Genomic DNA, 23,841 nt, shown 5'->3' on the forward strand with positions numbered 1-23,841 from the left:
CAAGCGGTAATGTGTACGGCAGGTGTGTGACGGTCGTCAAGCATCTGTTTCATGACAGGGCGGTACCCTGTGCCCGCGCCGCCGGAGGGAGCAGCCATGAAGCCGCGCTCGATCGTCTTCGACCTGTTCGGGGACTACCTCCGCTACCGCGGCGGCGAGGCCCGGCTGCGCGACCTCATCACCCTGCTGGAGCGCTTCGGCGTGGGTGCGAGCACGGCCCGCGTCGTCATGGCCAGGCTGCGCAAGGAGGGCTGGTTCGACACCCGCCCGGGCGCGGACGGCCGCGAGGTCGTCTACGCGCTGAACGAGCGCAGCTGGCGGATGCTCGACGAGGGCCGCGAGCGGATCTTCGCCCGCCCGAAGGCCGGCTGGGACGGGTGGTGGCACATGGCCATCTACTACGTCCCAGAGGCGGAGCGCAGCGTGCGCGAGGAGCTGCGCAAGGAGCTGGCCTGGCTGGGCTTCGGGCCGCTCGCGGCCGGGACGTGGGTCTCCCCGCACGACCGGCTGGCCCAGGTGGAGGAGAAGTTCCAGGGCGAGCGCGCGGTGCGGCTGGACGTGCTGCGCGCGCGGTCGAAGGGCCTGCCCGCCGACCGGGACATGGCCGAGCGGTGCTGGGACCTGGCCTCGCTCAACGCCGACTACGTCGCCTTCCTCGAGCGCTACCGCGCCCAGATGCCGCGGTTCCGCTCGGGCCGGATGACGCCCGACGAGGCGCTGGTGGCCCACACCGAGCTCATCCACGAGTACCGCAAGTTTCCCTTCCGGGACCCGAACCTGCCCGTCGAGCTGCAGCCGGCGCGGTGGCGCGGCGGCGACGCGTACGAGATGTTCGTCGAGGCCCGTGACGCCCTCCACCCCCAGGCGGACCGGGCGGTCGACGAGGTCACAGGGACGGCGGCCGGCTCTCCCGCCGGCACTTCCGTGTCGAACGCTTGACGCCCGTCCCCGATATGACACACACTGACGGCGGGTCACGGTCCGTGGCCGCACAAGGACGTGACGCGTAGGAGATCCCATGTCGCTCGCAGTGGCCTGCATCGGAGGCGGTCCCGGAGGGTTGTTCGCCGCGACGCTGCTCAAGCAGCAGCTCCCGGACGCGGAGGTCACCGTCTTCGAGCGCAACCGCGCCGACGACACCTACGGCTTCGGCGTCGTCTTCTCCGACGCCACGCTGGCCAAGATCAACGACGCCGACCCGGTGCTGATCGAGGCGCTGCGCGAGCACGGCACCCACTGGGACACCATCGAGGTCCGCCTCAAGGGCGAGCGGATCCCGGTGGGCGGCAACGGGATGGCCGCCATCTCCCGCAAGACGCTGCTGTCCCTGCTGCAGGCCCGCGCCGCCGCGCAGGGCGTCGAGCTGCGCTTCGAGGCCGAGGCGGACGTCGACGACCTGCGCGACCGCTACGACCTGGTGGTCGCGGCCGACGGGGCCAACTCCCGCACCCGCGAGCGGTTCGCCGAGGCGTTCCGACCCTCGGTGGTACAGGCGAGCGCGAAGTTCATCTGGTTCGGGACGTCGTACATGTTCGACGGGCTCACGTTCGTCCACAAGGAGGGCCCGCACGGCGTCTTCGCCGTCCACGGCTACCCCATCTCCGCGGACGTCAGCACGTTCATCGTCGAGACCGACGAGGAGACCTGGCGCCGTGCGGGCCTGGACTCCTTCGACGTCACCCAGCCGCCCGGCCCCAGCGACGAGAAGACCCGCCGCTACCTCGAGGAGCTCTTCACCGAGGAGATCGACGGCCAGCCGCTGCTGGTCAACAACTCCCGCTGGGGCAACTTCCGCACCCGGCGGGCCGGCTCCTGGCACGCCGGCAACGTCGCGCTGCTCGGCGACGCCGCGCACACCGCCCACTTCTCGGTGGGCTCGGGCACGAAGATGGCCATGGAGGACGCCATCGAGCTGGCCCGCGCGGTCGCCGCGCACGACAAGCTCGAGGACGCCCTGGCTTCCTACGAGGCCGCCGCCCGGCCCTCGGTGGAGCGGATCCAGGGCGCGGCGCGGCCCAGCCTGTCCTGGTGGGAGCACTTCGGCCGCTACCACGGCGCCTTCGACCCCACCCAGTTCGCCTTCCACTTCATGAGCCGCAGCATCGGCCGGGCCAAGCTCGCCCGCCGCGACCCGGACTTCGTCGCCGCCGTGGACGCCGCCTGGCGCGAGGCGCACGGCCGCGACCCGGTCGACACCCCGCTCGACCTGGGCAGGCTGACCTTCCCGCGCCGCACCGCCCACATCGTCGAGCGCGGCGGCCGCCGCTACGTGGCCGACCCCGCCCGGGACGACGTCGCCCTGCCGCTGCGTGAGCCCGCCGCGCGGCGCGACGACGCCGTGCCCGAGGGACGCAGCACCGGCGGCCCGGACGCCCCCTGGGGTCTGTGGATCACCGCCCCCGAGACCGAGGAGGGCCTCCCGGCCGCGGCCCGCGCCGCCCTCGCCGGCGGGGAACGCCCCGCGCTGGTGGCCGTGCACGGCGGCACCCCGCTGACCCGGGTGCTCCTCGCCGAGGAGGCCCGCCTGGCAGCCGGCCTGCCGGTGGCGCTGGTGGAGGAGGAGGCGGACGACGACCGCGTCGCCACGCTCGTGCTGTCCGGCCGGGCAGACCTCGTCGCCGCACCGGCGGGCGGCAGCGATGTCTGACCTCGGCTCGCTCTTCGCCCCCCGCGGCGTCGCCGTCGTCGGGGCCTCCCGCTCGGGCGGCAAGCTCGGCGCCGTCATGGCCCGGTCGCTGCGCGCCTTCGACGGCCCGCTCGGGCTGGTCAACTCGCGCAACCCCGACCCCGCCGCCGGGCTGCACCCCACGGTCGCCGACGCCGCCCGCGCCCTGGGTTCGCCCCTGGACCTGGCGGTGCTGTGCGTGCCCGCGGCGGCGTGCGCGGCCGCCGTCGAGGACGCCGCCTCCGCCGGCGCCGGGGCCGCCCTGGTGTGTGCCGGCGGCTTCGCCGAGTCCGGCGAGCAGGGCGCGGCCTACCAGCGCGACCTCCTCGCCGCCGCCCGGCGCACCGGGGTGCGCCTGCTCGGCCCCAACACCTCCGGCTTCCTCTCCCCCGCCCAGCGCCTGACGGCCAGCTTCGTGCCCAGCGCGGCGGACGTGCCCCCGGGCGGTGTCGCCGTCGTCGCCGCCAGCGGCGGGATCAACCACGCCCTCGCCTTCCTGGTGGCCGAGGCCGGCCTCGGGGTGAGCCTGGCGGTGGGCCTCGGCAACGCCACCGACGTCACCGCCCCCGACGTGCTGGAGTACCTCCGCGACGACCCCGCCACCCGCGTGGTCGCGCTGCACCTGGAGTCGGTCGCCGACGGGCGGCGCCTGTTCGAGTCCGTGCGTGCCCTCACCGCCACGGTGCCGGTGGTCGCCCTCGTGGTCGGCCGCAACGACGTCGCCGAGTTCGCCCAGTCGCACACCGGGGCGCTGGCCACCTCCTGGCGCACCACCCGGGCGGTGCTGCGCCAGGCCGGCGCGGTGCTGGTCGACGACGAGCGGGACCTGGTCGACGCCGTCACCGCCCTGTCCCAGACCCGGCTCGCGCCCGCCGTCGACCCGGGCGTCGGCATCGTCACCGCCCAGGCGGGGCCCGGCCTGATGCTGCTGGACCAGCTCCGCGGGCACGGCGTCTCCCTGCCGGAGCTGACGCCGGACACCGTCGCCCGGCTCGACGGCCTGCTCCCGCCCATGACCTTCCAGCGCAACCCTGTCGACACCGGCCGGCCCGGCGAGTCGTTCGCCCCGGTGCTCCGCGCCGTCGCCGCCGACCCTGGCGTCGACGCCGTCGCCACCTACGCCCTCACCGAGCCGGACAGCATCGACCTCGTCGGCGCCGTCACCGCCGCGGCCGCCGACACCGCGGCGCCCATGCTCGTCGGCGTCGGCGGCGCCCCCGAGGAGGTGCGGCAGATCCGCCGGGGCCTGCACGCGGCCGGCATCCCGGCCTACGGCGGCCCCACCGCGCTGGCCACCGGGGTGGCGGCGCTGGTCGAGGAGGCGCGGTTGCGCATGCGCGGCGACGGCGGAGCCGACGACGCGGGACCGACCACCGGCGACGGGGCGCCCGCCGGCCTCGACGTCGCCGTCCGCCTGGCCGCCGCCACCGGACCGGACGGTTGGGACGAGGACCGCGCCAAGGCGCTGATCGAGGCCCTCGGCTTCGGCACCGTGCCGCGCCGCGCGTGCGCCGACGCCGACGAGGCCCACGCCGCCCTGGACGAGCTGGGCGGGCCGGTCGCGGTGAAGATCCTCGACGCCGCCGTCCTGCACAAGACCGAGATCGGCGGCGTGCACCTCGGTGTGCGCACCCACGCCGAGCTCGACGCCGCTCTCGCCGCCCTGCGCGCGGTGGGCGCCGAGCAGGTCCTCGTGGAGGCCATGGCGCCGTCCGGCGTCGACCTGATCGTCGGCGCCCGCCGCGACCCGGTGTTCGGCCCCGTGGTGCTGCTCGGCCTGGGCGGCACCGTCGCGGAGGCGCTTGCCGACGTCTCCCTGCGCCTCGCCCCGCTCTCCGCCGCCGAGTCCGCCACCATGCCGGACGACCTCGCCGGCCGGGCCCTGCTCGACGGCTGGCGCGGCGCGCCGACCGTGGACCGCCCGGCCCTGGGCCGGCTGCTCGGCGCCCTCGGCGCCCTCCTCCTGCGCGCCCCGCACCTCGCGGACGTGGAGATCAACCCCCTGCGGGTCACCGCACAGGGCATGCTCGCCCTCGACGCCGTCGTCACCACGAAGGAGCTGTGATGGTCCGCCCCATCGCCGAAGGACTCGTCCCCTGGCCCGCCGAGCTCGCCGAGCGCTACACCGCCGCCGGGTACTGGGAGGGTCGCTCGCTCGGCCACCACCTGTGGGCCGGCGCCGACCTCCATCCCGACGACGTCGCAGTCGTCGACGGCGACACCCGGCTGACGTACGCCGACCTGACCGCCCGCGCGGACGCGGCCGCCTCCCGGCTGCGCGAGCTGGGCGTCAGCGCCGGGGACCGGATCGTCGTCCAGCTGCCCAACGGCTGGGAGTTCGTGGTACTCACGCTGGCGTGCCTGCGCGCGGGGATCGTGCCCGTCATGGCGCTGCCCGGGCACCGCCGGCACGAGATGTCCTACTTCGTCGAGCACGCCGAGGCCGTCGCCGTGGCCGTGCCGGGTTTGCTGCGCGACTTCGACCACCAGCGGCTGGCGTTCGACCTCGCCGCCGAGCACGAGGTACTCCAGCACGTGCTCGTGGCCGCCGACGACGTCGCCGACGGCGCCGTCGACCTGCGGCAGCTGTGCGCGCCCGCGGCGGACCCGGCGGCCGAGCGCGCCCGGTGGGACGCCGAGGAGCCGGCCGGCCGCGACGTGGCGCTGTTCCTGCTCTCCGGCGGCACCACCGGCATCCCCAAGCTCATCCCCCGCTCCCACGAGGACTACGCCTACAACGCCAAGCAGTCCGCGAAGGTGTGCGCCTTCGACTCCGGCACCGTCTACCTCGTGGCCATCCCGGTGACGCACAACTTCCCGCTCGCCTGCCCCGGGCTGCTGGGCACCCTCCTGGTTGGTGGCCGCGTCGTCATGCTCCCCAGCCCGGAGCCGACGCGGGCGTTCGAGTGGATCGCGCGGGAGCGGGTCACGCACACCGCGGTCGTCCCCGCCGTGGCCAAGCGGTGGCTGGACCACCAGGCCGAGAACCCCTCGGACCAGCTGGTGTCGCTGAAGGTGCTGCAGGTGGGCGGCTCCCGGCTGGCCGACGAGGTCGCGCGCCGCGTGCCCGGCACGCTCGGCTGCACCCTGCAGCAGGTCTTCGGCATGGCCGAGGGACTGCTGAACTACACGCGCCTGGACGACCCGGAGGAGGTCGTCTTCACCACCCAGGGCCGGCCCATGTCCCCCGCGGACGAGGTCCTCCTCGTCGACGAGCACGACGAGCCCGTCCCCCCGGGCACGCCCGGCTCGCTGATCACGCAGGGCCCGTACACGCTGCGCGGGTACTACCGCGCCGAGGAGCAGAACGCCCGTGCCTTCACCAAGGACGGCTGGTACCGCTCCGGGGACGTCTGCCGCATGGACCCCCACGGCAACCTCGTCGTCGAGGGGCGCGACAAGGACATGATCAACCGCGGCGGGGAGAAGATCTCCGCCGAGGAGGTCGAGAACCTGCTCTACCAGCTGCCCGCCGTGCGGCTCGTCGCCGCCGTCGCCATGCCCGACGAGACCCTGGGCGAGCGGGTGTGCGTCTACGTCGTCCCGCACGACGGCGCCACGCTCACGCTCGAGGAGGTCCACGCCGCCATGGCCGAGACCGGCGTCGCCCGCTACAAGTACCCGGACAAGCTGGTGCTCACGGACGAGCTGCCCACCACCAAGGTCGGCAAGATCAACAAGAAGGCGCTGCGCTCGGACATCGCCGAACGGCTGGCGGCCGGGCTGCTCCAGCGGTGACGGCGGGACCGCGGCGGCGCTGACGGCGGGACCGCGGCGGCGGTGACGGCGGGACCGCGGCGGCGGTGACGGCGGGGCCGGCGGGCCGCCGGGCGCCCGAGGCAGTGCGGCTCAATGCCAGGGCGCCGGCTGCTCCCCTCACGGCAGCACGTGCCGCAGCGCCGTCTCGAGCGTGGGGTGGCGGAAGCGGTAGCCCGATGCCTCCAGCTTCCGCGAGGACACGCGCTGGCTGGCGTACGCGAGCTCGCGGGCGCCCTGCTCGCCCACCACCAGCCGTGGGCCGAACCTGGGCACGGGCAGCAGGGCGGGCCGGTGCAGCACCCGGCCCAGGGTGCGCGCGTACTCGGCGCCGAGCACCGGTGCCGGGCCGACGGCGTTGAGCGGGCCGGTGAGCGCCTCGGTGAGCGCGGCGTGCGCGTACGCGGAGATGGCGTCGTCGACGGAGATCCAGCTGACCCACTGCTCGCAGTCGAGCGGCCCGCCGAGGCCGACGGCGTACAGCGGCAGGAAGCGGGCGAGCGCCCCCTCGGCGGGGGTCTGCACGATGCCGGTGCGGGTCGAGACGACCCGGACACCGGCGTCCGCGGCGGGCGCCGTCGCCCCCTCCCAGGCGCGGCACACCTCGGCGAGGAACCCGTCGCCGGAGGGGGCGTCCTCGGGCAGCGGCGCGGGATCGTCGCCCACGTGGGGACGGGCGCCGTAGTAGTTGATGCCCGAGGCGCACAGGAACGCCCGCGGTCGTCCGTCCTCGGCGAGCACCGCGAGGGAGCGGGCGAGCAGCCCCGTCGTCTCCACCCGGCTGGTGAGGATCTCCCGCTTGGCCTGGTCGGTGAAGTGGCCGCCGATGAAGCGGCCGGCGAGGTTCACGACGACGTCGACGTCGCGCAGGGACTCGGGGTCGAGCCGTCCGCGGGCGGGGTCCCAGGAGATCTCGTCAGGGCCGCGGGACTCGCGGCGGACGAGGCGCACGACCCGGTGGCCGCCGCCGGTGAGCAGGGCGCACAGCTGGCGGCCGATGAGCCCGGACGCGCCGGCGACGGCGACCGTGCGGGTGCCGGCCGCGGCGTGGGCGGCGTGGAAGTCCAGGTCGCCGCGCAGCTGGTCGTCGCGGTAGGCGAAGATGCGCCGGAGGGCGGGCAGCATGGCGCGCGCGCCGGCCTCCGTCGCGCCGCCGGGCAGCCGCCCCTCGCCCGGCACGGCGAAGTCGACGTGGTCGGTCATGACCGTGCCGCCGGCCGGGGCGTCCTCGAACCGGTGAGTGTGCACCCAGCGGCGAAGGGGTCCGCGCACCATGGTGTCCCGGAACGCGCTCGGCGGGTCGTACGCGTCGTGGCGGGCGGTCCAGTCCAGCTCGGGACGGCGCAGACGCTGCGGGACGAGGCCCGGCCAGGGCACCGACCTGGCCGCCGCGCCGAGCCCGGCGCCGAGCACGCCGGGCGGCCCGATGCCCAGCTTGGCCACCGAGCCGTCGCGGATGCCGTCGCTGGGCTCGGCGAGCACGGTCCCGCCGAACGGCGGGTTCAGCCGCACCAGCGCGCCGGGCCGCTCGAACCAGGCGAAGACCTGCTCCCGCGGGTACGGCAGGAGGGTCCGGTGCTCGAAGACGGCCACCGCGTCATCGTGCGGCATGCGCCGCGGGGGCGCACGCGCGGTACTGCGGGGATGGCCACCGGGCTCCCGCCTCCACCGGCCCGGGGGCGGATGATCGTCACGTGAGGCCACGGCCGTGGTGCTGATGCACGCCACCCCGCTCGTCGGCAGGGCCGCCGACCTCAGCGTCGTCGCCGACGTGCTCGACCGCGCCCAGGCGGGGCACAGCGCGGTCCTGGTCCTCTCGGGCGAGCCCGGGATCGGCAAGTCGCGGCTGGCCGAGGAGGCGGCCGCCCGGGCGTTGGCGCGGAACTTCGGCGTCCTGGTGGCGCGGGCGTCCCCCTGCACGCCGACCTGCACTACGGGGCGCTCGTCACCCTGCTGCGTCCCCTCGTCCGCGAGGGGCCGGCCGCCAAGCGCACCGCGCTGCTGGAGGGGCTGACCGACCTCGGCGGGCTGTTCGGCGACCTGGGCGTCCTGCTTGAGCCGCTCGGTCACGCCGGGCTCGAGCGGACGCGGATGCTCGAGGCGGTGCGCGAGCTCCTCGCACGGGCAGGCCGCCGTCAGCCCCTGCTGCTCGTGCTCGACGACGCCCAGTGGGCCGACGCCCCGTCGCTCGGAGCCCTGGCGTACTGCGCGGGCGGGCTGGGCGCCACCCGCGTGGCCGTGCTCGTCACCCGGCGCACCGGCGAGGGCGGGAGCCGGCTCGAGGACTTCCTGCTCGCGCTGCGCCGGGTCGCGCCGTGCGTCGAGCACGACGTGGCGCCCCTCGACGCGGTGGGCGTCCGCGACCTCGCCGGTGCCCTCCTCGCGGACGACGACCCGCCCGAGGCGCTCGTCGAGCTGCTGGTCGACCGTACGCGGGGCGTCCCGCTGTTCGTCCGCGGCGTCGTCGGCGCGCTCGCGCGGCACGGTCACCTCACCCGCAGCGGGGGCCGCTGGGTGCTGGGGCCGGTTGACGCCGTCGAGCTGCCCCGCGAGATCCGCGAGCTCGTCGCGGCCCGGCTCGCGCTCCTCGGCGAGGCGGGCCGCGCGGTCCTCGACGGCATCGCGGTCGCCGGCGGAACCGCCCGCCACGACGTGCTCGCCGGCGTCGTCCGCCCCGTCGACATGCTGGGCGGCATCGGGACCCTCCTCGACGCCGGGCTGCTGGTGGAGGATGTCGACGGCCCCGCCCTGACGTACCGCCTCGCGCACCCGCTCATCACGGAGGTGGCGCACGCGGCGCTGCCGGAGGCCCGGCGCCGCGAGCTCCACGCGCGGTTCGCACGGGTCCTGCGCGACCGCGGGGACGTCCAGCTGCAGGCTCACCACGTGAGCGGCGCCCGTGACCTCGTCGACCCCGACGAGGCGCTCGCCGTGCTCCGGCGGGCGCTCGACGACGCGCTCGCGAGCAAGGCGGGCGCGGCCGCCGCCGGTTATGCGGACGCCGCCCTGGCGCTCGCCGACCGCCTGGGGCGGACGGACGTGGCCGTCCGGCTGCGCGAGCAGCGGGCTGAGGGCTGCGAGCTCGCCGGTTGGCCCGACGAGGCGCGCCGCGCGTGGGCGGAGGCGGCGGTCGCCTCGCGCGCCGCCGGGCGGGTCCTCGACGCCGGGCGTCAGCTGCGCCGCCTCGCGTTGCTGGAGTGGGACGCGGGGCTCTTCGACCAGGCCGCCGCGCACGTCGACGAGGCCGAGGCCGTGCTGGCGCACCTCGCTCCCGGCGACGAGCACGTGGCCGTGCTGGCGGCGCGCACGATGTTCACCCAACGGGGCGGTGGCGACGTCGAGCCCGTCGCAGCTGCCCTGGAAGAGCTCGCCGTGCGCACCGGCTCGGCCGCCGGGCGCGTGCAGGCGGCGCTCGCCCGCGCGAGCCCGGCACTGCAGCAGCGCAGCCTGCTCGAGGCCCGGACCGAGATCGACACTGTCGTCGAGATCGCCCGGTCGGCGCGGTTGTCAGTCCTGTGGCTGGAGGCGACGCGGGCGCAGGCCTCCATGGAGCTCGAGTGGGGCAACCATCGCCGGACCCTCGCCATCGCGGCGGAGGGCATGGCCACGGCACGTCGGCTGCGGCTGCCGACGATGGAGATCGCGCATCTGGAAGCAGCCGCGCTGGCCGGGGTCCAGGCCGGGCGGTGGGACGGCGCGATGGCTGAGGCGACCAGCTGCTCCAGCTCGCGCACCGCTTCGGCAGCGCCCGCGGGAAGGCCTACGCGCTGACGACCCGCGGGCTGGTGCAGCTCTACCGGGGCCAGGAGGACGCCGCGCTCGCCTGCGTGGACGAGGTTCGGGCCGTGTACGGGCGGGCCGGTGAGGGCGACCGGCACGTGTTCAGCAGCGACTCCCAGCTGCGGCGCCTCGCCGTCCTCGTCCAGCCGATGGTGGCGGCCACGGCGGCCGGCGTCGCGTTCACCACCGACCCGCTCACCGGCGACCCGGACGTCACCGTGGTCGAGGCCGTCTCCGGGGTCGGCGAGAGCCTCGTCTCCGGCGCCCGGACGCCCGAGGTCTGGGAGGTGCGCGGGGATCGCGCCACGCGCCGCTCGGGTGCCGGCGGGGAGGTGCTCGCAGCCGACGCCGCGGCCGCGGTCGCCGCCCTGGCCCGCGGGGCCGCGCACGAGCTCGGCGGCCCGCAGGACGTCGAGTGGGCCCTCGAGAACGGTGGGGTCCGCCTGCTCCAGGCCCGCCCGATCACCACCCTCGCCGGGCGGCCGGTCACACCCGTACCGATCCCGGTGGAGGTGCCGCCGGGATACTGGGAGAGGGACGCCGAGCACGCGCCCGTGCCGGACACGCCGTTCAACAAGGCGCTCTTCGCGTCGATCACCCCGGCGCGCGCCGGATGTGCACCGAGCTCGGCCTCCTGTTCGAAAGCCTCGAGCTGCGGGACATCGGCGGGTGGAAGTACGCCCGCATCGTCCCCCCGGGCGACAAGACGCCCCCACCCGTCCCGCCGTGGCTGACCTGGGCGCTGTTCCGTCTGGTGCCGACGCTGCGACGCCGGGTCCGGGCCAGTGCGCGGGCGCTGCGCGACGACGTGCCGGGCAGCCTCCTGCGTCGGTGGGACGCGGAGTGGCGCGAGTCGATGGCGGCCCGCATCGCCGAGCTGCGCGACGTTGACCTGCGCGCGGCGTCCGACGACGAGCTGGTGCGGCGCCTGCAGGCGGCGCGCGAGCTGCTTCGCGACGGCGTCGGCATCCACTTCCGGCTCCACGGTGCCCTGGCGATGGCGCTGGGCGAGCTGGCACTGACCTGCCGGGAGCTGCTCGGCTGGCAGGACGCCCAGGTGCTCGACCTGCTCGCCGGCACGTCGACGACGTCCACCGAGCCGAGCCGGGCGCTCAGCCGCCTGGCCCACCTGCACGGCACGGACGGGTTCGACGAGGCGTTCGCCGAGTTCCAGCGCACCCACGGGTGCCGGGCGCTCCGGATGGAGGTCGCGGGACCGAACCTCGACGAGCGGCCGGACCTGATCCACTCCCTCATCGCCGACCAGCGCGCCCGCGGGTTTGACTTGGCCCCGACCACCGCGGCGCTCGGGCGTCGCCGCGCCGCGACGGCGGAGCTGGCACGGGCGCGGCTCGATCCCGGGGCGCGGCCCCGGTTCGACCGTCTCCTGGCTCGCGCGGTGACGGCCTACCCGGTGCGGGAGGACAACGAGTACTACAACGCCAGCGCGCCGCTGGCGCTGTGCCGCCGCGCCGCGCTGGAGCTGGGCCGCCGCCTCGCCACCCGCGGGCAGCTCGGTGCCGTCGACGACGTGTTCTTCCTCCATCCTGACGAGGCGGTCGACGCGCTGCGCGACGGCGGCGCCCGCCGCGGGATGGTGGTCCGTCGCCGCGGCGAGCGTGCGTGGGCGCTGGCGCACCCGGGCCCGCGGTCGTACGGCACGCCGCCCCCGCCGCCTCCCGTGCAGGTCCTGCCGGCGCCGGCCCGGCGGAGCACCGAGGCCTTCCTGTGGAGCATCACCGGCATCCTCGGCGATGTCGATGCCGTCGGCCGCGAAGGTCCCGGCCTCGTCACCGGCGTCGGCGCCTCGGCCGGCACCGCCCGGGTCGTCCTCGACGAGTCCGAGTTCGGCAAGATCCGGGCCGGCGACGTGCTGGTATGCCCGGCGACGTCGCCTGTGTGGTCGGTCCTCTTCCCCAGCATCGGCGCGCTCGTGACCAACTCGGGTGGGACGCTGTCCCACCCCGCGATCATCGCCCGCGAGTACGGGATCCCGGCAGTCGTCGACACCAAGGTCGCGACGACGGCGCTGCGGGACGGACAGCTGGTCACCGTCGACGGCGACTCGGGGGTCGTCCACGTCGTGCGATGACCACGGATGTCCTTAAGCAAGGGGGCAGCGCTACGGGGTCCACACCTCAGGGCGTCCCGGCGTTGGCGCGGGGCGCGCCGGAGCCACCGGCTGTCGCAGCCGCCCCCCGCCGTGGACCCCGTCGAGGAGCATGCCCGACGAGGCCGAGCCGTAACGCTCGGATAACGGCACCGGTGGTAATCCTGCGGCCACAGACAATGCGAGCTCCCAAGAATCGAGCTCCGCTCGGATCTGAGGACTCAGCCAGCGCGGGGCTATCGACGCCGGCACACAGGAGAAGCCATGGACGCCACCCTCTCCGGTTCGGTCGAGAAGTTCACCGCCGACCCCGCCGCCGGCCAGGTCTCCCCGAAGGCCACCGCGACCCTCAGTAACGGCCGCACCGGCCTCGCCGCCGGCTCGTTCAGCTGGGACACCGACCTGCCGCAGCCGGTCGGTGGGCAGAACCAGTCGCCCAGCCCCACGGCATACCTCCTCGGCGCACTGGCGGGCTGCGCCGTGGCCTTCATCAACGACACGCTCGCCCCCCAGTTCGACGTCGAGATCACGGAGCTGACTGTCAGCGGACATGCCAATCTCCCTGACGGCCACCGCGAGCTGCAACGCCAACCTTGCCGGCCTCCTCGGAGTCGATGGGGCCAGGCCGGACTTGCAGCAGCTGCGCATTGAGATCAGCGTGACCTCCACAAGCCCACCCGATCGTGTCGAGGCGATGCAGCAGGCCTGGCTGCAGCGCTGCCCCATCTACCTTGCCCTACGCGACCCGAACGACGTCGACGTGACGTTCACCTCGACGTAGGAGTGAGCACGGAGACGAACGCCGGTCGCCCGGCTCCCAACGTGGTGTCAACGGACAGCCGGCATGAAGGCCCGCGGTTGGCGGTGCGCCGGATTCGCCCGTGGTGCCATGGGGCGACGGAGGTGCCAAGGGCGGCCGCCGGAGGTGCCAAGGGCGGCCGCCGGAGGTGCCAAGGGCGGCCGCCGGAGGACTACAAACTCGTACAACTCCGCACGGGATCGGCAGGTCTGGTTGCGGAGGGGACGACGGCGTCCAGCCGCAGTTTCGGGACGGTAGTGGCTGGGCAAAAGCCGCGCGCGGGTGTTGGGCAAGGCTTCACCCTTTTTGCGGTCGTTCACGGCAGCACGTGCCGCAGCGCTGCTCGAGCGTGGGGTGGCGGAAGCGGTAGCGCTCGTTGACGCCGGCTGCGGCCGGGTAGATCATCGGGATCGCCACAACCACCCGCCGAGCGAGGTGCGTGATGCAGCTTCGCCATACTCGAGACGAGCATGACAGGGCCGGATCCGGCGGACCCCTGCCGGCTGAGGTTCGCGTCGACGATGAGCAACTCCGGGTGGTGGAGCGCTGGGGTCTGCTCGCCGGGGTGACCGGCGTAACGGGAAACCTCCTGCTGATCGCCCTCTACGCCGTCGCGCTGCCCGGCAACCATTCCTTCGACTGGACCGGGCCGGCGAACGACGTCATCGGCGGCATCGTCTCAACAGGGGCGATGATCCCGGTGGCCCTCGCCCTGCGGGACCTGCTGCCCGACGGAACCGGGCTACGTGTGGCCACCTACGCCGGTGTCACCGCCATGGGCGCCATCGTCGTGAGCTCGGTGCTGCTGGTGACCGACGTGATCCCCTTCGAGGTCCAGGTGTTCGTCGCAGTGCCGGCGATCATCGCGATGTTCGCGTGGGTCGGCGTGCTGGGCGGGGTCGGTACCAGGACCCGGGTGCTCCCTCGCGGCCTCGCACGCTGGGCGACTCTCATGGCCGCCGGAGCCCTCTCCGGCACCGCCCTGGCGGGCGTGGCCCTGCTTCTGCCCCGGGGGTCGATGGAGCAGTATGCGATCGGCGGGCTGGGGCTGCTCGCGGGCGTACCGGCGTACCTGGCGTTCCCGGTATGGCTCATCAGGCTCTCTGGCACACTTCGGTCACACCTCGGCATGCCCGGGCCCGGGGGTGCACGGCCCTGAGAGAGCCTGCCGCTCAGCGTCGGCCAGACCGGCCCTGCCCCGCCCCGTGGGCAAGGTGCTCGACGTCTTTTTCCCGCGACGGCATTCCGCGTCCGGGTCCGCCAAGAATCGTGCGAAGCAGAGGCTTCCTCGCGGTGCATCGGGAGACCGGCTGAGCAGACCAGCAGTGTCCTGCCAAACCCGGCCGGGCATGCAGAAAGGCCCCGACCGGGTGGGTCGGGGCCTTTCTGGAAGGGGTGTTCGGCGGTGTCCTACTCTCCCACACAGTCTCCCGTGCAGTACCATCGGCGCTGAGGGGCTTAGCTTCCGGGTTCGGAATGGGACCGGGCGTTTCCCCCTCGCTATGACCGCCGTAACTCTGTGGAGATGTCCGGCCCGACCAGCACCTGGGCTGGTCGTGGGGCGTATCTCGGGAACCGTACAGTGGACGCGTGCAGTGCTCTGCTGCTTTTTTGTTGTGGGCAAGTTGTCGGCCCATTAGTACCGGTCAGCTCCACGGGTTGCCCCGCTTCCACGTCCGGCCTATCAACCCAGTGGTCTGCTGGGGGCCTTCCCAGGACAAGCCTGGTGGAAACCTCATCTTGAAGCAGGCTTCCCGCTTAGATGCTTTCAGCGGTTATCCCTCCCGAACGTAGCCAACCAGCCGTGCTCCTGGCGGAACAACTGGCACACCAGAGGTTCGTCCGTCCCGGTCCTCTCGTACTAGGGACAGCCCTTCTCAAGTTTCCTGCGCGCGCAGCGGATAGGGACCGAACTGTCTCACGACGTTCTAAACCCAGCTCGCGTACCGCTTTAATGGGCGAACAGCCCAACCCTTGGGACCTACTCCAGCCCCAGGATGCGACGAGCCGACATCGAGGTGCCAAACCATGCCGTCGATATGGACTCTTGGGCAAGATCAGCCTGTTATCCCCGGGGTACCTTTTATCCGTTGAGCGACGGCGCTTCCACAAGCCACCGCCGGATCACTAGTTCCGACTTTCGTCCCTGCTCGACCCGTCAGTCTCACAGTCAAGCTCCCTTGTGCACTTGCACTCGACACCTGATTGCCAACCAGGCTGAGGGAACCTTTGAGCGCCTCCGTTACATTTTAGGAGGCAACCGCCCCAGTTAAACTACCCACCAGGCACTGTCCCTGGTCCGGATCACGGACCGAGGTTAGATGTGCAGTACGACCAGAGTGGTATTTCAACGGCGACTCCACCCCCACTGGCGTGGGCGCTTCACGGTCTCCCACCTATCCTACACAAGCCGTACCGAACACCAATACCAAGCTATAGTAAAGGTCCCGGGGTCTTTCCGTCCTGCTGCGCGTAACGAGCATCTTTACTCGTAGTGCAATTTCGCCGAGTTCGCGGTCGAGACAGCGGAGAAGTCGTTACGCCATTCGTGCAGGTCGGAACTTACCCGACAAGGAATTTCGCTACCTTAGGATGGTTATAGTTACCACCGCCGTTTACTGGGGCTTAAATTCTGAGCTTCGCCCTGATGGGCTGACCCGTCCTCTTAACCTTCCAGCACCGGGCAGGCGTCAGTCCGTATACATCGTCTTGCGACTTCGCACGGACCTGTGTTTTTAGTAAACAGTCGCTTCTCCCTGGTCTCTGCGGCCCAAAAGGGCTAGCCAGCGTGTGGCTTCACCCCTCAGGCCCCCCTTCTCCCGAAGTTACGGGGGCATTTTGCCGAGTTCCTTAACCACGATTCTCTCGATCGCCTTGGTATGCTCTACCTGACCACCTGAGTCGGTTTCGGGTACGGGCGGCTAGTCCCTCGCGTCGAGGCTTTTCTCGGCAGCATAGGATCACCCTGCTTCCCCCATACGGGGTCACCATCGGACCTCAGGCTTGTGTGGGGTGCGGATTTGCCTGCACCCCGCCCTGCATCCTTAGACGTGCATTGCCATTAAGCACGCGGTGGCTACCTGTCTGCGTCACCCCTGTTAACACGCTTACCTACTGCCGGATCGGGTCCCACGCGCGGGCGGCCGGTGCCCCCCGAAGGGGACGATGACCGCCGTTGGGTGGTTAGCATCACCGGGCTCGGTATGGTCGGTCCTTCGCCGGTACGGGAATATCAACCCGTTGTCCATCGACTACGCCTGTCGGCCTCGCCTTAGGTCCCGACTTACCCAGGGCGGATTAACCTGGCCCTGGAACCCTTGGTCATTCGGCGGACGGGTTTCTCACCCGTCATTCGCTACTCATGCCTGCATTCTCACTCGTGTGGGATCCACGCCTGGGTCACCCCGGCGCTTCGCCTCCCACACGACGCTCCCCTACCCACCCACGCCCCTGCACCAGCCTCAAGGACTGGCGGGGGTCACGCGTGAGTGCCACGGCTTCGGCGGTGTGCTTGAGCCCCGCTACATTGTCGGCGCGGAATCACTTGACCAGTGAGCTATTACGCACTCTTTCAAGGATGGCTGCTTCTAAGCCAACCTCCTGGTTGTCTGGGCAACTCCACATCCTTTCCCACTTAGCACACGCTTAGGGGCCTTAGCCGGTGATCTGGGCTGTTTCCCTCTCGACTACGAAGCTTATCCCCCGCAGTCTCACTGCCGTGCTCACACTTACCGGCATTCGGAGTTTGGTTGACGTCAGTAACCTTGTAGGGCCCATCGGCCATCCAGTAGCTCTACCTCCGGCAAGAAGCACACGACGCTGCACCTAAATGCATTTCGGGGAGAACCAGCTATCACGGAGTTTGATTGGCCTTTCACCCCTACCCACAGGTCATCCCCTCAGTTTTCAACCTAAGTGGGTTCGGTCCTCCACACGCTCTTACACGTGCTTCAACCTGCCCATGGGTAGATCACTCCGCTTCGGGTCTAGAGCACGCGACTGAACCGCCCTGTTCGGACTCGCTTTCGCTACGGCTTCCCCACCCGGGTTAACCTCGCCACATGCCACTAACTCGCAGGCTCATTCTTCAAAAGGCACGCCGTCACCCCTGCTAGGGAGGCTCCGACGGATTGTAAGCATCCGGTTTCAGGTACTATTTCACTCCCCTCCCGGGGTACTTTTCACCTTTCCCTCACGGTACTAGTCCGCTATCGGTCACCAGGTAGTATTTAGGCTTACCAAGTGGTCTTGGCAGATTCACACGGGATTTCACGGGCCCCGTGCTACTCGGGATCCCCACAAGGAGGCCCGGGCGTTTCGTCTACGGGGGTCTCACCCACTGTGCCCGGCCTTCCCAGACCGTTCGACTACACCCGAGCTTTGTCAACTCCCCACCGCCCCGGCAGAGGCGGCCAGTGGGTCCCACGACCCCGGGAGTGCAACGCCCGCCGGCTCTCACACACCCCCGGTTTAGCCTGATCCGCTTTCGCTCGCCACTACTCACGGAATATCTCTTCCTGTGGGTACTGAGATGTTTCACTTCCCCACGTTCCCCCCACACGCCCTATATATTCAGGCGCGGGTAACCGCACATGACTGCGGCCGGGTTCCCCCATTCGGACACCCTCGGATCACAGCTCGTTTGCCAGCTCCCCGAGGCTTATCGCAGGCTACGACGTCCTTCTTCGGCTCCTGGTGCCAAGGCATCCACCGAATGCTCTTAAAAACTTGACCACAAAAGATCAAAGATGCTCGCGTCCACTGTACAGTTCTCAAGCTACGCACCAACACCCACCCACCACCATCAACCGATGATCGCGGGCCGGGGCGGCCACCAGAGCAAACCGGAACCCACCACCCGCGTTCGCGGGGCGTCCGGCGGCGCCGGACCGGTGGGGCCTGTTCCCTCAGGACCCAACAGCGTGCCCAAGCTCTTGACGTTCCACCCATGAGCAACCACCCCGCGAACCCTCGCCGCGGGACGTGGCCACCAGACCCGCCCAGCCGACCCGGTTCCCGCCGGCTGCGAGCAGCCGGCGTACTACAGGCCGTGGGCGTTCCGGAACGCTCCTTAGAAAGGAGGTGATCCAGCCGCACCTTCCGGTACGGCTACCTTGTTACGACTTCGTCCCAATCGCCAGTCCCACCTTCGACGGCTCCCCCCCAAGGGTTGGGCCACCGGCTTCGGGTGTTACCGACTTTCGTGACGTGACGGGCGGTGTGTACAAGGCCCGAGAACGTATTCACCGCAGCGTTGCTGATCTGCGATTACTAGCGACTCCGACTTCATGGGGTCGAGTTGCAGACCCCAATCCGAACTGAGACCGGCTTTTTGGGATTCGCTCCACCTCGCGGCATCGCCACCCTTTGTACCGGCCATTGTAGCATGCGTGAAGCCCAAGACATAAGGGGCATGATGATTTGACGTCATCCCCACCTTCCTCCGAGTTGACCCCGGCAGTCTCCCATGAGTCCCCGGCATAACCCGCTGGCAACATGGGACAAGGGTTGCGCTCGTTGCGGGACTTAACCCAACATCTCACGACACGAGCTGACGACAACCATGCACCACCTGTGCACCGACCTTGCGGGGCGCCCATCTCTGGACGTTTCCGGTGCATGTCAAGCCTTGGTAAGGTTCTTCGCGTTGCATCGAATTAATCCGCATGCTCCGCCGCTTGTGCGGGCCCCCGTCAATTCCTTTGAGTTTTAGCCTTGCGGCCGTACTCCCCAGGCGGGGCACTTAATGCGTTAGCTGCGGCACGGAAACCGTGGAAACGGCCCCCACACCTAGTGCCCAACGTTTACGGCATGGACTACCAGGGTATCTAATCCTGTTCGCTCCCCATGCTTTCGCTCCTCAGCGTCAGTAACGGCCCAGAGACCCGCCTTCGCCACCGGTGTTCCTCCTGATATCTGCGCATTCCACCGCTACACCAGGAATTCCAGTCTCCCCTACCGCACTCTAGTCTGCCCGTACCCACTGCCGGCGCGAGGTTGAGCCTCGCGTTTTCACAGCAGACGCGACAGACCGCCTACGAGCTCTTTACGCCCAATAATTCCGGACAACGCTTGCGCCCTACGTATTACCGCGGCTGCTGGCACGTAGTTAGCCGGCGCTTCTTCTGCAGGTACCGTCACCCCGAGGGGCTTCTTCCCTGCCGAAAGAGGTTTACAACCCGAAGGCCGTCATCCCTCACGCGGCGTCGCTGCATCAGGCTTGCGCCCATTGTGCAATATTCCCCACTGCTGCCTCCCGTAGGAGTCTGGGCCGTGTCTCAGTCCCAGTGTGGCCGGTCACCCTCTCAGGCCGGCTACCCGTCGCCGCCTTGGTAGGCCATCACCCCACCAACAAGCTGATAGGCCGCGAGCCCATCCCCAACCGAAAAACTTTCCACACACCAACATGCGTTCGCGTGTCATATCCGGTATTAGCACCAGTTTCCCGGCGTTATCCCGAAGTCGGGGGCAGGTTACTCACGTGTTACTCACCCGTTCGCCACTAATCCACCAGCAAGCTGGCTTCATCGTTCGACTTGCATGTGTTAAGCACGCCGCCAGCGTTCGTCCTGAGCCAGGATCAAACTCTCCGTAAAAAACCCGCGGCACCCACACGCCCCCCAAAGAGAACGCGCACGCGCCGACAAACCATACGAAGAAAACCCCCAACCCCAAAGAGCCGGGAGCCAATCCATGGCATCCGCACCACCCCCAGGACGGGGCCCAGGACATGGCACGCAACCAAAACAAAACAAACCCATGGACGCCACCACCGGCCCGACCCACGAACGAGTCAGACCGACCAGCGACACCCAGGATCAAATGGCATCAAAAACTTGGCACACTGTTGAGTTCTCAAAGAACAGACACACACCATCAGACCCAGAAACCGAAGTTCCAGACCCCTCCGGGGCAACCTCACTAACTTATCCCGGCCGATTTCCACCTGTCAACTCCGGCGAATTCCTCACCGGCGTGACCTGCATTACCGACCAGCCCCCGCGGACGCCTCGTGACCGGTGATCGTGTCACCGGTTCGTCGTCGTCCGAAGAGTTGCTCCGCGGGACCGGCCGCCGTCCTGGCGTCCGTACCTCCCTTGCGGGCTCAGATAAGTTACCTCCCCCAGTTCCGGGGGGTCAACCTGGGAGGCCATGACGCCGGTCACAGGCGTGCGGGCTCGCGACGGCCGCCCGCCGGGGGCCGGATCGCCCGCGTCCACGGCCCCCGAGGGCGCGCCTCGTCGGGCCAGTCGCCGGCTCGATCCACGCGCCGTGGTCGGCCGGCGCGCGGGCGCTCGTTCCCCGGCCCACCGCGCCCACCCGCCGGCCGCGACACCCACGCTCCGTGGCTCCCCGCAAGCCCCGCGCTCCGTCGATGCGCGCTCCTGCGGGGCGGGCCAATGCTGCCCGCCCCGCAGGAGCATTCCTGACGCCTTTCGGCCATGTCTACTGCGCCACGACAGCGGCGAGCACCACCAGCCGCGCCGCCCGGCGGGCCGGGAGCATCCCGGCGATCAGGCCCGCCGCGGTGGCCAGCGCGACCACCAGGAGCAGGCGGCCCACGGGCCAGGCGATGGCGAACGGCTCGGCGGCGCCGAGCGCCTGCACCGTGGCGGCGCCGAGCGCTGAGCCGAGCACCACGCCGATGACCACGCCAGGGCGGCGACCAGCACGGCCTCGCCGCGCACCATCCACCGGACCTGCCGCCGGGTCATCCCGATGGCCCGCAGCAGCCCGATCTCGCGGGTCCGCTCCACGATGGACAGGGCGAGCGTGTTGGTGATGCCCAGCAGGGCGATGACGACGGCGACCACCCGGTGCGGGCGAAGTGTGAGGGCGTCGCCCACGGCCAGCCCGCGCTCGGTGGCGACGTCCTCGGCGAGCACGACCCCCCGACGAGGTCGGCCATGGAGCCGGCGGCCATGTCGACGTCCGCAACCTCGCCGAGCGTGGCCAGGTCGACGGCGGTCAGAGCGCTGGTGGTGCCGGCGTCCTTCCAATGGGGGAGGTCCAGCCAGGCGTCCATTGGTCGATCCCCTCGGTGCGGAAGGCGCCCCGCAGGGTCGTGGTAAGCGCGGCCGCGGCCGCGTCGGGGTCCATGGCACCCGCGCCCACCGCCCCGCCGCCGGCGTGCACGAGCGCGAAGTAGGTGGTGACGAGCCAGGCCTCGGGCACGTCGCGGAGGAACGTGCCGTCGGCGCGGCCGCGACGCACCAGCGCGGCGACGCGGTCGGTGACCGGGGCGTGCAGGTCGTGGAGCATCTCGCCCAGTTCCTTCTCGGCGGTAGCCGGGCTTCGCCCCCGACGAGAATGGCCCAGCTGCCCGTTCCACGCCCGGACGTGAAGTCAGGCCATTCTCGGCGCGATGCACCTGGGCTGCGCCCTTCTCGGCGCCAGGCCACGAGGGCCGACGGCGTGACCGCCCGCGCCTGCCGCACCCGTGTGCTTACCCCTGGCGCTGCTCGCGGCCGAGGATCTCCAGGTAGTGCGGGCTGTGCATGAGGCCGAGCACGTTGCCGAACGGGTCCACGACGGAGGCGGTGACGAAGCCGGCCTCGCGCTCGGTGACGTTCTCGTACGGCGTCGCGCCCATGGCGAGCAGGCGGTCGTAGGCGCCGCGGACGTCGTCGACGTGCCAGTAGGCGACGGCGCCGCCCGGGCCGCTCGCCGCGCCGGCGGGGGCGTAGCGGCGGTCGATGATGCCGAGCTCGTGCTGGTAGTCGCCGATGCGGAACTCGACGTAGGCGGCCGGCGCCGGGGCGGGTGGGCGCACGAAGTACGGCTCGACGCCGAGCACCTCGGTGTACCACCGCACGGCGGCGGCGACGTCGTCGGCCCAGTACGTCACGGTGCTCAGACCGCGGAGGGTCCTGGCCGGGTCGGGTCCCACGACCGGGGCGTGCCGCTTCGCCGCCTCGACGAGCACCGCGGCGAGGTCCGCGGGGCGGCTGAACATCGGCCAGTGGCCGGTCGGCAGGTCCACCAGCTCCAGGTCCGCGCCGACCAGCTCGGCCACCCAGGGCTCGCCGTGCTCCATGGCGGTGCGCGGGGCCGCGGCCGGCATCGAGCAGCACACCACCGTGACCGGCACCTGTTTGCGCCGCTCGTTGATGAGCCGGACGGGCGAGCGCGCCACCCCGGCCGGCTGCGGCACCGCCTTCTTGCGGAACCGCGCGAGCGCGGCCTCGTCGAGGCCCTCGGTGCTGTTGCCGGTCTCGTTGAGCTCACCCCAGGTTGGCAGGTAGTAGTCGATCTCGTCCGCGGGCAGGTCCGGGAACAGCGCCATCCCGTCCGGCGCCGGGCCGGCGTCGACGTAGACGACCCGGGCGATGCGGTCCGGGTCGGCCTCGACCACGCCCTGCACGACCAGCGCGCCGCCGCTGTGCCCGACCAGGACCACCGGCCCCTCGAGGCCGGAGATCAGCTCGCGCACCGCCGCGACGTGGTGGCGGAGCTCGATCCCGGCGCGGTCCTCCAGCTCGGAGCCGAGGCCCGGGAGCGTGACGGGGTGCGGGGCCAGGCCCGCCCGCTCCAGGTGCGGGGCGACGTCGTCCCACGCCCAGGCGCCGAGCCAGTAGCCCGGGAGGAGGACGACGTGGACCGGGGCTCCGCTGGCGGAGGTCATGGGCGCCACATTGCCCGACAGCGACGAACGTGTCACCAGCTTTGCGTGCAAGGGCGCCCTGCGATGTCCCGCCACGGCGAGGACGTCCCGAGTTCCGGCGACTCGGCGCGCTCGCGCACGCTTCAATGCCCTCATGACGCTTCCCGCGGGCCTCACCCAGCGCCCGCTCACCCTCGCCGACGCCGCGGCCGTCGCCGCGATCATGGCCGCCGAGGAGCTGCGCGACACCGGCGAGGCGGGCATCGAGGAGGCCGACCTCGTCGCGGACTGGCAGCGGCCGAGCTTCGACATCACCGACCGGACCGTCGGCGTGCTCGACGGCGACCGGCTCGTCGCCTACGCCGAGCTCGCCGGTCAGGACCGCGCGGCGGCGGCCGTCGACCCGGCCCACCACGGCCGCGGCATCGGCACCCACCTGGCGGGCTGGCTCCAGGAGCGGGCGCGGGCCGCGGGCAGCGGCGTCGTCGGCATGCCCGTGCCGCAGGGCTCGCCCGGTGACCGGCTGCTGGAGGCACTCGGCTTCCGCGTGCGGTGGACCTCCTGGGTGCTCGCGCTGCCGGCCGGCAAGGTCATCGAGCCGCAGCCGATGCCCGACGGGTACCGCCTCCGGGAGGCGACCGGGGCCGACCACCGCGCCGCCTGGACCGTCATCGAGGACGCCTTCCTGGAGTGGTCGGTCCGGGAGCGTCAGCCCTTCGCGGACTTCGCCGCCCAGGTGCTGGGCCGGCCGGGGTTCGCGCCGTGGAACCTGCGCGTCGCCGTCGGGCCGGACGGCGAGGTGGTGGGCGCCGTCGTCGTCTTCCTGGCCGGGGAGCTCGGCTACGTCGACAAGGTCGCCGTGCACCGGGACCGGCGAGGGCTCGGCCTGGCGCGGGCGCTGCTCGCGGACGCCTTCGCCCAGGCCCGCGCGCACGGCGCGACCCGGTCGGAGCTCAGCACGGACTCGCGCACCGGGGCACTGGGCCTGTACGAGCGCGTCGGCATGGAGGTCACGTCGGTCTGGCTGAACCGGGCGATCGACGTCGCCGGGTGAGCTCTCCAGGGAACCCGACATACGTCACCCGTGCAGGCGGCAGTGACCGCGAGTCCAGCCTGTCGCACGCGGA

General features: G+C 71.5%; 16 protein-coding genes, 3 rRNA genes and 1 pseudogene. 12 read left to right on the plus strand and 8 right to left on the minus strand.

Features of this window, described 5'->3' with window-relative positions; genetic code table 11:
- Window positions 1-96 precede the first annotated feature (96 nt).
- The 4 genes from ACF0H8_RS14215 (at window position 97) to ACF0H8_RS14230 (ending at window position 6,403) form a co-directional block, all read left to right on the plus strand.
- Window positions 97-939 carry a PaaX family transcriptional regulator C-terminal domain-containing protein gene (locus ACF0H8_RS14215; RefSeq protein ID WP_395289551.1) on the plus strand — a complete coding sequence of 281 codons (843 nt, stop codon included), beginning with the start codon at window positions 97-99 and terminating at the stop codon, window positions 937-939.
- A 79-nt stretch (window positions 940-1,018) separates the two neighbouring features.
- Entirely contained in the window at window positions 1,019-2,647 is a 1,629-nt protein-coding gene (locus ACF0H8_RS14220; protein WP_395289552.1) for an FAD-dependent monooxygenase, read from the plus strand.
- Window positions 2,640-4,730: an acetate--CoA ligase family protein gene (locus tag ACF0H8_RS14225; protein ID WP_395289553.1), complete on the plus strand. Its 2,091-nt coding sequence runs from the start codon at window positions 2,640-2,642 to the stop codon at window positions 4,728-4,730. Before ACF0H8_RS14220 ends, ACF0H8_RS14225 begins: the two co-directional genes overlap by 8 nt.
- Window positions 4,730-6,403: a (2,3-dihydroxybenzoyl)adenylate synthase gene (locus tag ACF0H8_RS14230; RefSeq protein ID WP_395289554.1), complete on the plus strand. Its 1,674-nt coding sequence runs from the start codon at window positions 4,730-4,732 to the stop codon at window positions 6,401-6,403. Before ACF0H8_RS14225 ends, ACF0H8_RS14230 begins: the two co-directional genes overlap by 1 nt.
- Before the next feature lie 138 nt (window positions 6,404-6,541).
- Here ACF0H8_RS14230 and ACF0H8_RS14235 read toward each other — a convergent pair whose 3' ends face one another.
- Window positions 6,542-8,014, minus strand: a complete 1,473-nt coding sequence (locus tag ACF0H8_RS14235) for a TIGR01777 family oxidoreductase (RefSeq protein WP_395289555.1) — start codon at window positions 8,012-8,014, stop codon at window positions 6,542-6,544.
- A 124-nt stretch (window positions 8,015-8,138) separates the two neighbouring features.
- On the opposite strand from ACF0H8_RS14235, the gene ACF0H8_RS14240 reads away from it, so the two are divergent.
- The 7 genes from ACF0H8_RS14240 (at window position 8,139) to ACF0H8_RS14270 (ending at window position 14,269) form a co-directional block, all read left to right on the plus strand.
- The gene (locus tag ACF0H8_RS14240) at window positions 8,139-8,435 is read left to right on the plus strand and encodes a BREX system ATP-binding domain-containing protein (RefSeq protein WP_395290895.1); all 297 of its coding nucleotides are present in this window, start codon (window positions 8,139-8,141) and stop codon (window positions 8,433-8,435) included.
- The gene (locus tag ACF0H8_RS14245) at window positions 8,375-10,192 is read left to right on the plus strand and encodes an ATP-binding protein (protein ID WP_395290896.1); all 1,818 of its coding nucleotides are present in this window, start codon (window positions 8,375-8,377) and stop codon (window positions 10,190-10,192) included. The genes ACF0H8_RS14240 and ACF0H8_RS14245 overlap by 61 nt, the downstream gene beginning before the upstream one ends.
- Window positions 10,193-10,206: 14 nt before the next feature.
- Complete coding sequence (locus ACF0H8_RS14250; RefSeq protein ID WP_395289556.1) at window positions 10,207-10,935, plus strand: PEP/pyruvate-binding domain-containing protein; 729 nt, start codon at window positions 10,207-10,209, stop codon at window positions 10,933-10,935.
- 860 nt (window positions 10,936-11,795) lie between these two features.
- On the plus strand, window positions 11,796-12,293 hold the full coding sequence (locus ACF0H8_RS14255) for a PEP-utilizing enzyme (RefSeq protein ID WP_395290897.1): 498 nt from the start codon (window positions 11,796-11,798) through the stop codon (window positions 12,291-12,293).
- A 282-nt stretch (window positions 12,294-12,575) separates the two neighbouring features.
- A complete protein-coding gene (locus ACF0H8_RS14260) occupies window positions 12,576-12,962 on the plus strand; it encodes an OsmC family protein (RefSeq protein ID WP_395289557.1) in 387 nt (128 codons plus the stop codon).
- A gap of 7 nt (window positions 12,963-12,969) precedes the next feature.
- The gene (locus ACF0H8_RS14265) at window positions 12,970-13,092 is read left to right on the plus strand and encodes a hypothetical protein (protein ID WP_395289558.1); all 123 of its coding nucleotides are present in this window, start codon (window positions 12,970-12,972) and stop codon (window positions 13,090-13,092) included.
- 553 nt (window positions 13,093-13,645) lie between these two features.
- Window positions 13,646-14,269, plus strand: a complete 624-nt coding sequence (locus ACF0H8_RS14270; protein ID WP_395289559.1) for a hypothetical protein — start codon at window positions 13,646-13,648, stop codon at window positions 14,267-14,269.
- 238 nt (window positions 14,270-14,507) lie between these two features.
- Here ACF0H8_RS14270 and rrf read toward each other — a convergent pair.
- From rrf to ACF0H8_RS14305, 7 genes and pseudogenes are all read right to left on the minus strand, one after another.
- A 5S ribosomal RNA gene (gene rrf, locus ACF0H8_RS14275) occupies window positions 14,508-14,624 on the minus strand.
- Between the two features lie 102 nt (window positions 14,625-14,726).
- Window positions 14,727-17,844 (minus strand): 23S ribosomal RNA (locus tag ACF0H8_RS14280).
- Window positions 17,845-18,185: 341 nt separating this feature from the next.
- Window positions 18,186-19,706 (minus strand): 16S ribosomal RNA (locus ACF0H8_RS14285).
- The 16S, 23S and 5S rRNA genes sit together here, the layout of an rRNA operon.
- An 850-nt stretch (window positions 19,707-20,556) precedes the next feature.
- A complete protein-coding gene (locus tag ACF0H8_RS14290; RefSeq protein WP_395290945.1) occupies window positions 20,557-20,751 on the minus strand; it encodes a hypothetical protein in 195 nt (64 codons plus the stop codon).
- Window positions 20,752-20,774: 23 nt separating this feature from the next.
- Window positions 20,775-20,996, minus strand: a pseudogene (locus tag ACF0H8_RS14295) (FtsX-like permease family protein); the annotation flags it as partial.
- 82 nt (window positions 20,997-21,078) lie between these two features.
- Window positions 21,079-21,372 carry a hypothetical protein gene (locus ACF0H8_RS14300; RefSeq protein WP_395289560.1) on the minus strand — a complete coding sequence of 98 codons (294 nt, stop codon included), beginning with the start codon at window positions 21,370-21,372 and terminating at the stop codon, window positions 21,079-21,081.
- 184 nt (window positions 21,373-21,556) lie between these two features.
- Window positions 21,557-22,735, minus strand: a complete 1,179-nt coding sequence (locus ACF0H8_RS14305; RefSeq protein ID WP_395289561.1) for an alpha/beta fold hydrolase — start codon at window positions 22,733-22,735, stop codon at window positions 21,557-21,559.
- Window positions 22,736-22,868: 133 nt separating this feature from the next.
- Here ACF0H8_RS14305 and ACF0H8_RS14310 point away from each other — a divergent pair, with 133 nt between their 5' ends.
- A complete protein-coding gene (locus tag ACF0H8_RS14310; protein ID WP_395289562.1) occupies window positions 22,869-23,768 on the plus strand; it encodes a GNAT family N-acetyltransferase in 900 nt (299 codons plus the stop codon).
- Window positions 23,769-23,841: the final 73 nt, after the last annotated feature.

Source organism: Georgenia sp. AZ-5 (assembly GCF_043952095.1).
Taxonomy (GTDB): domain Bacteria; phylum Actinomycetota; class Actinomycetes; order Actinomycetales; family Actinomycetaceae; genus Georgenia.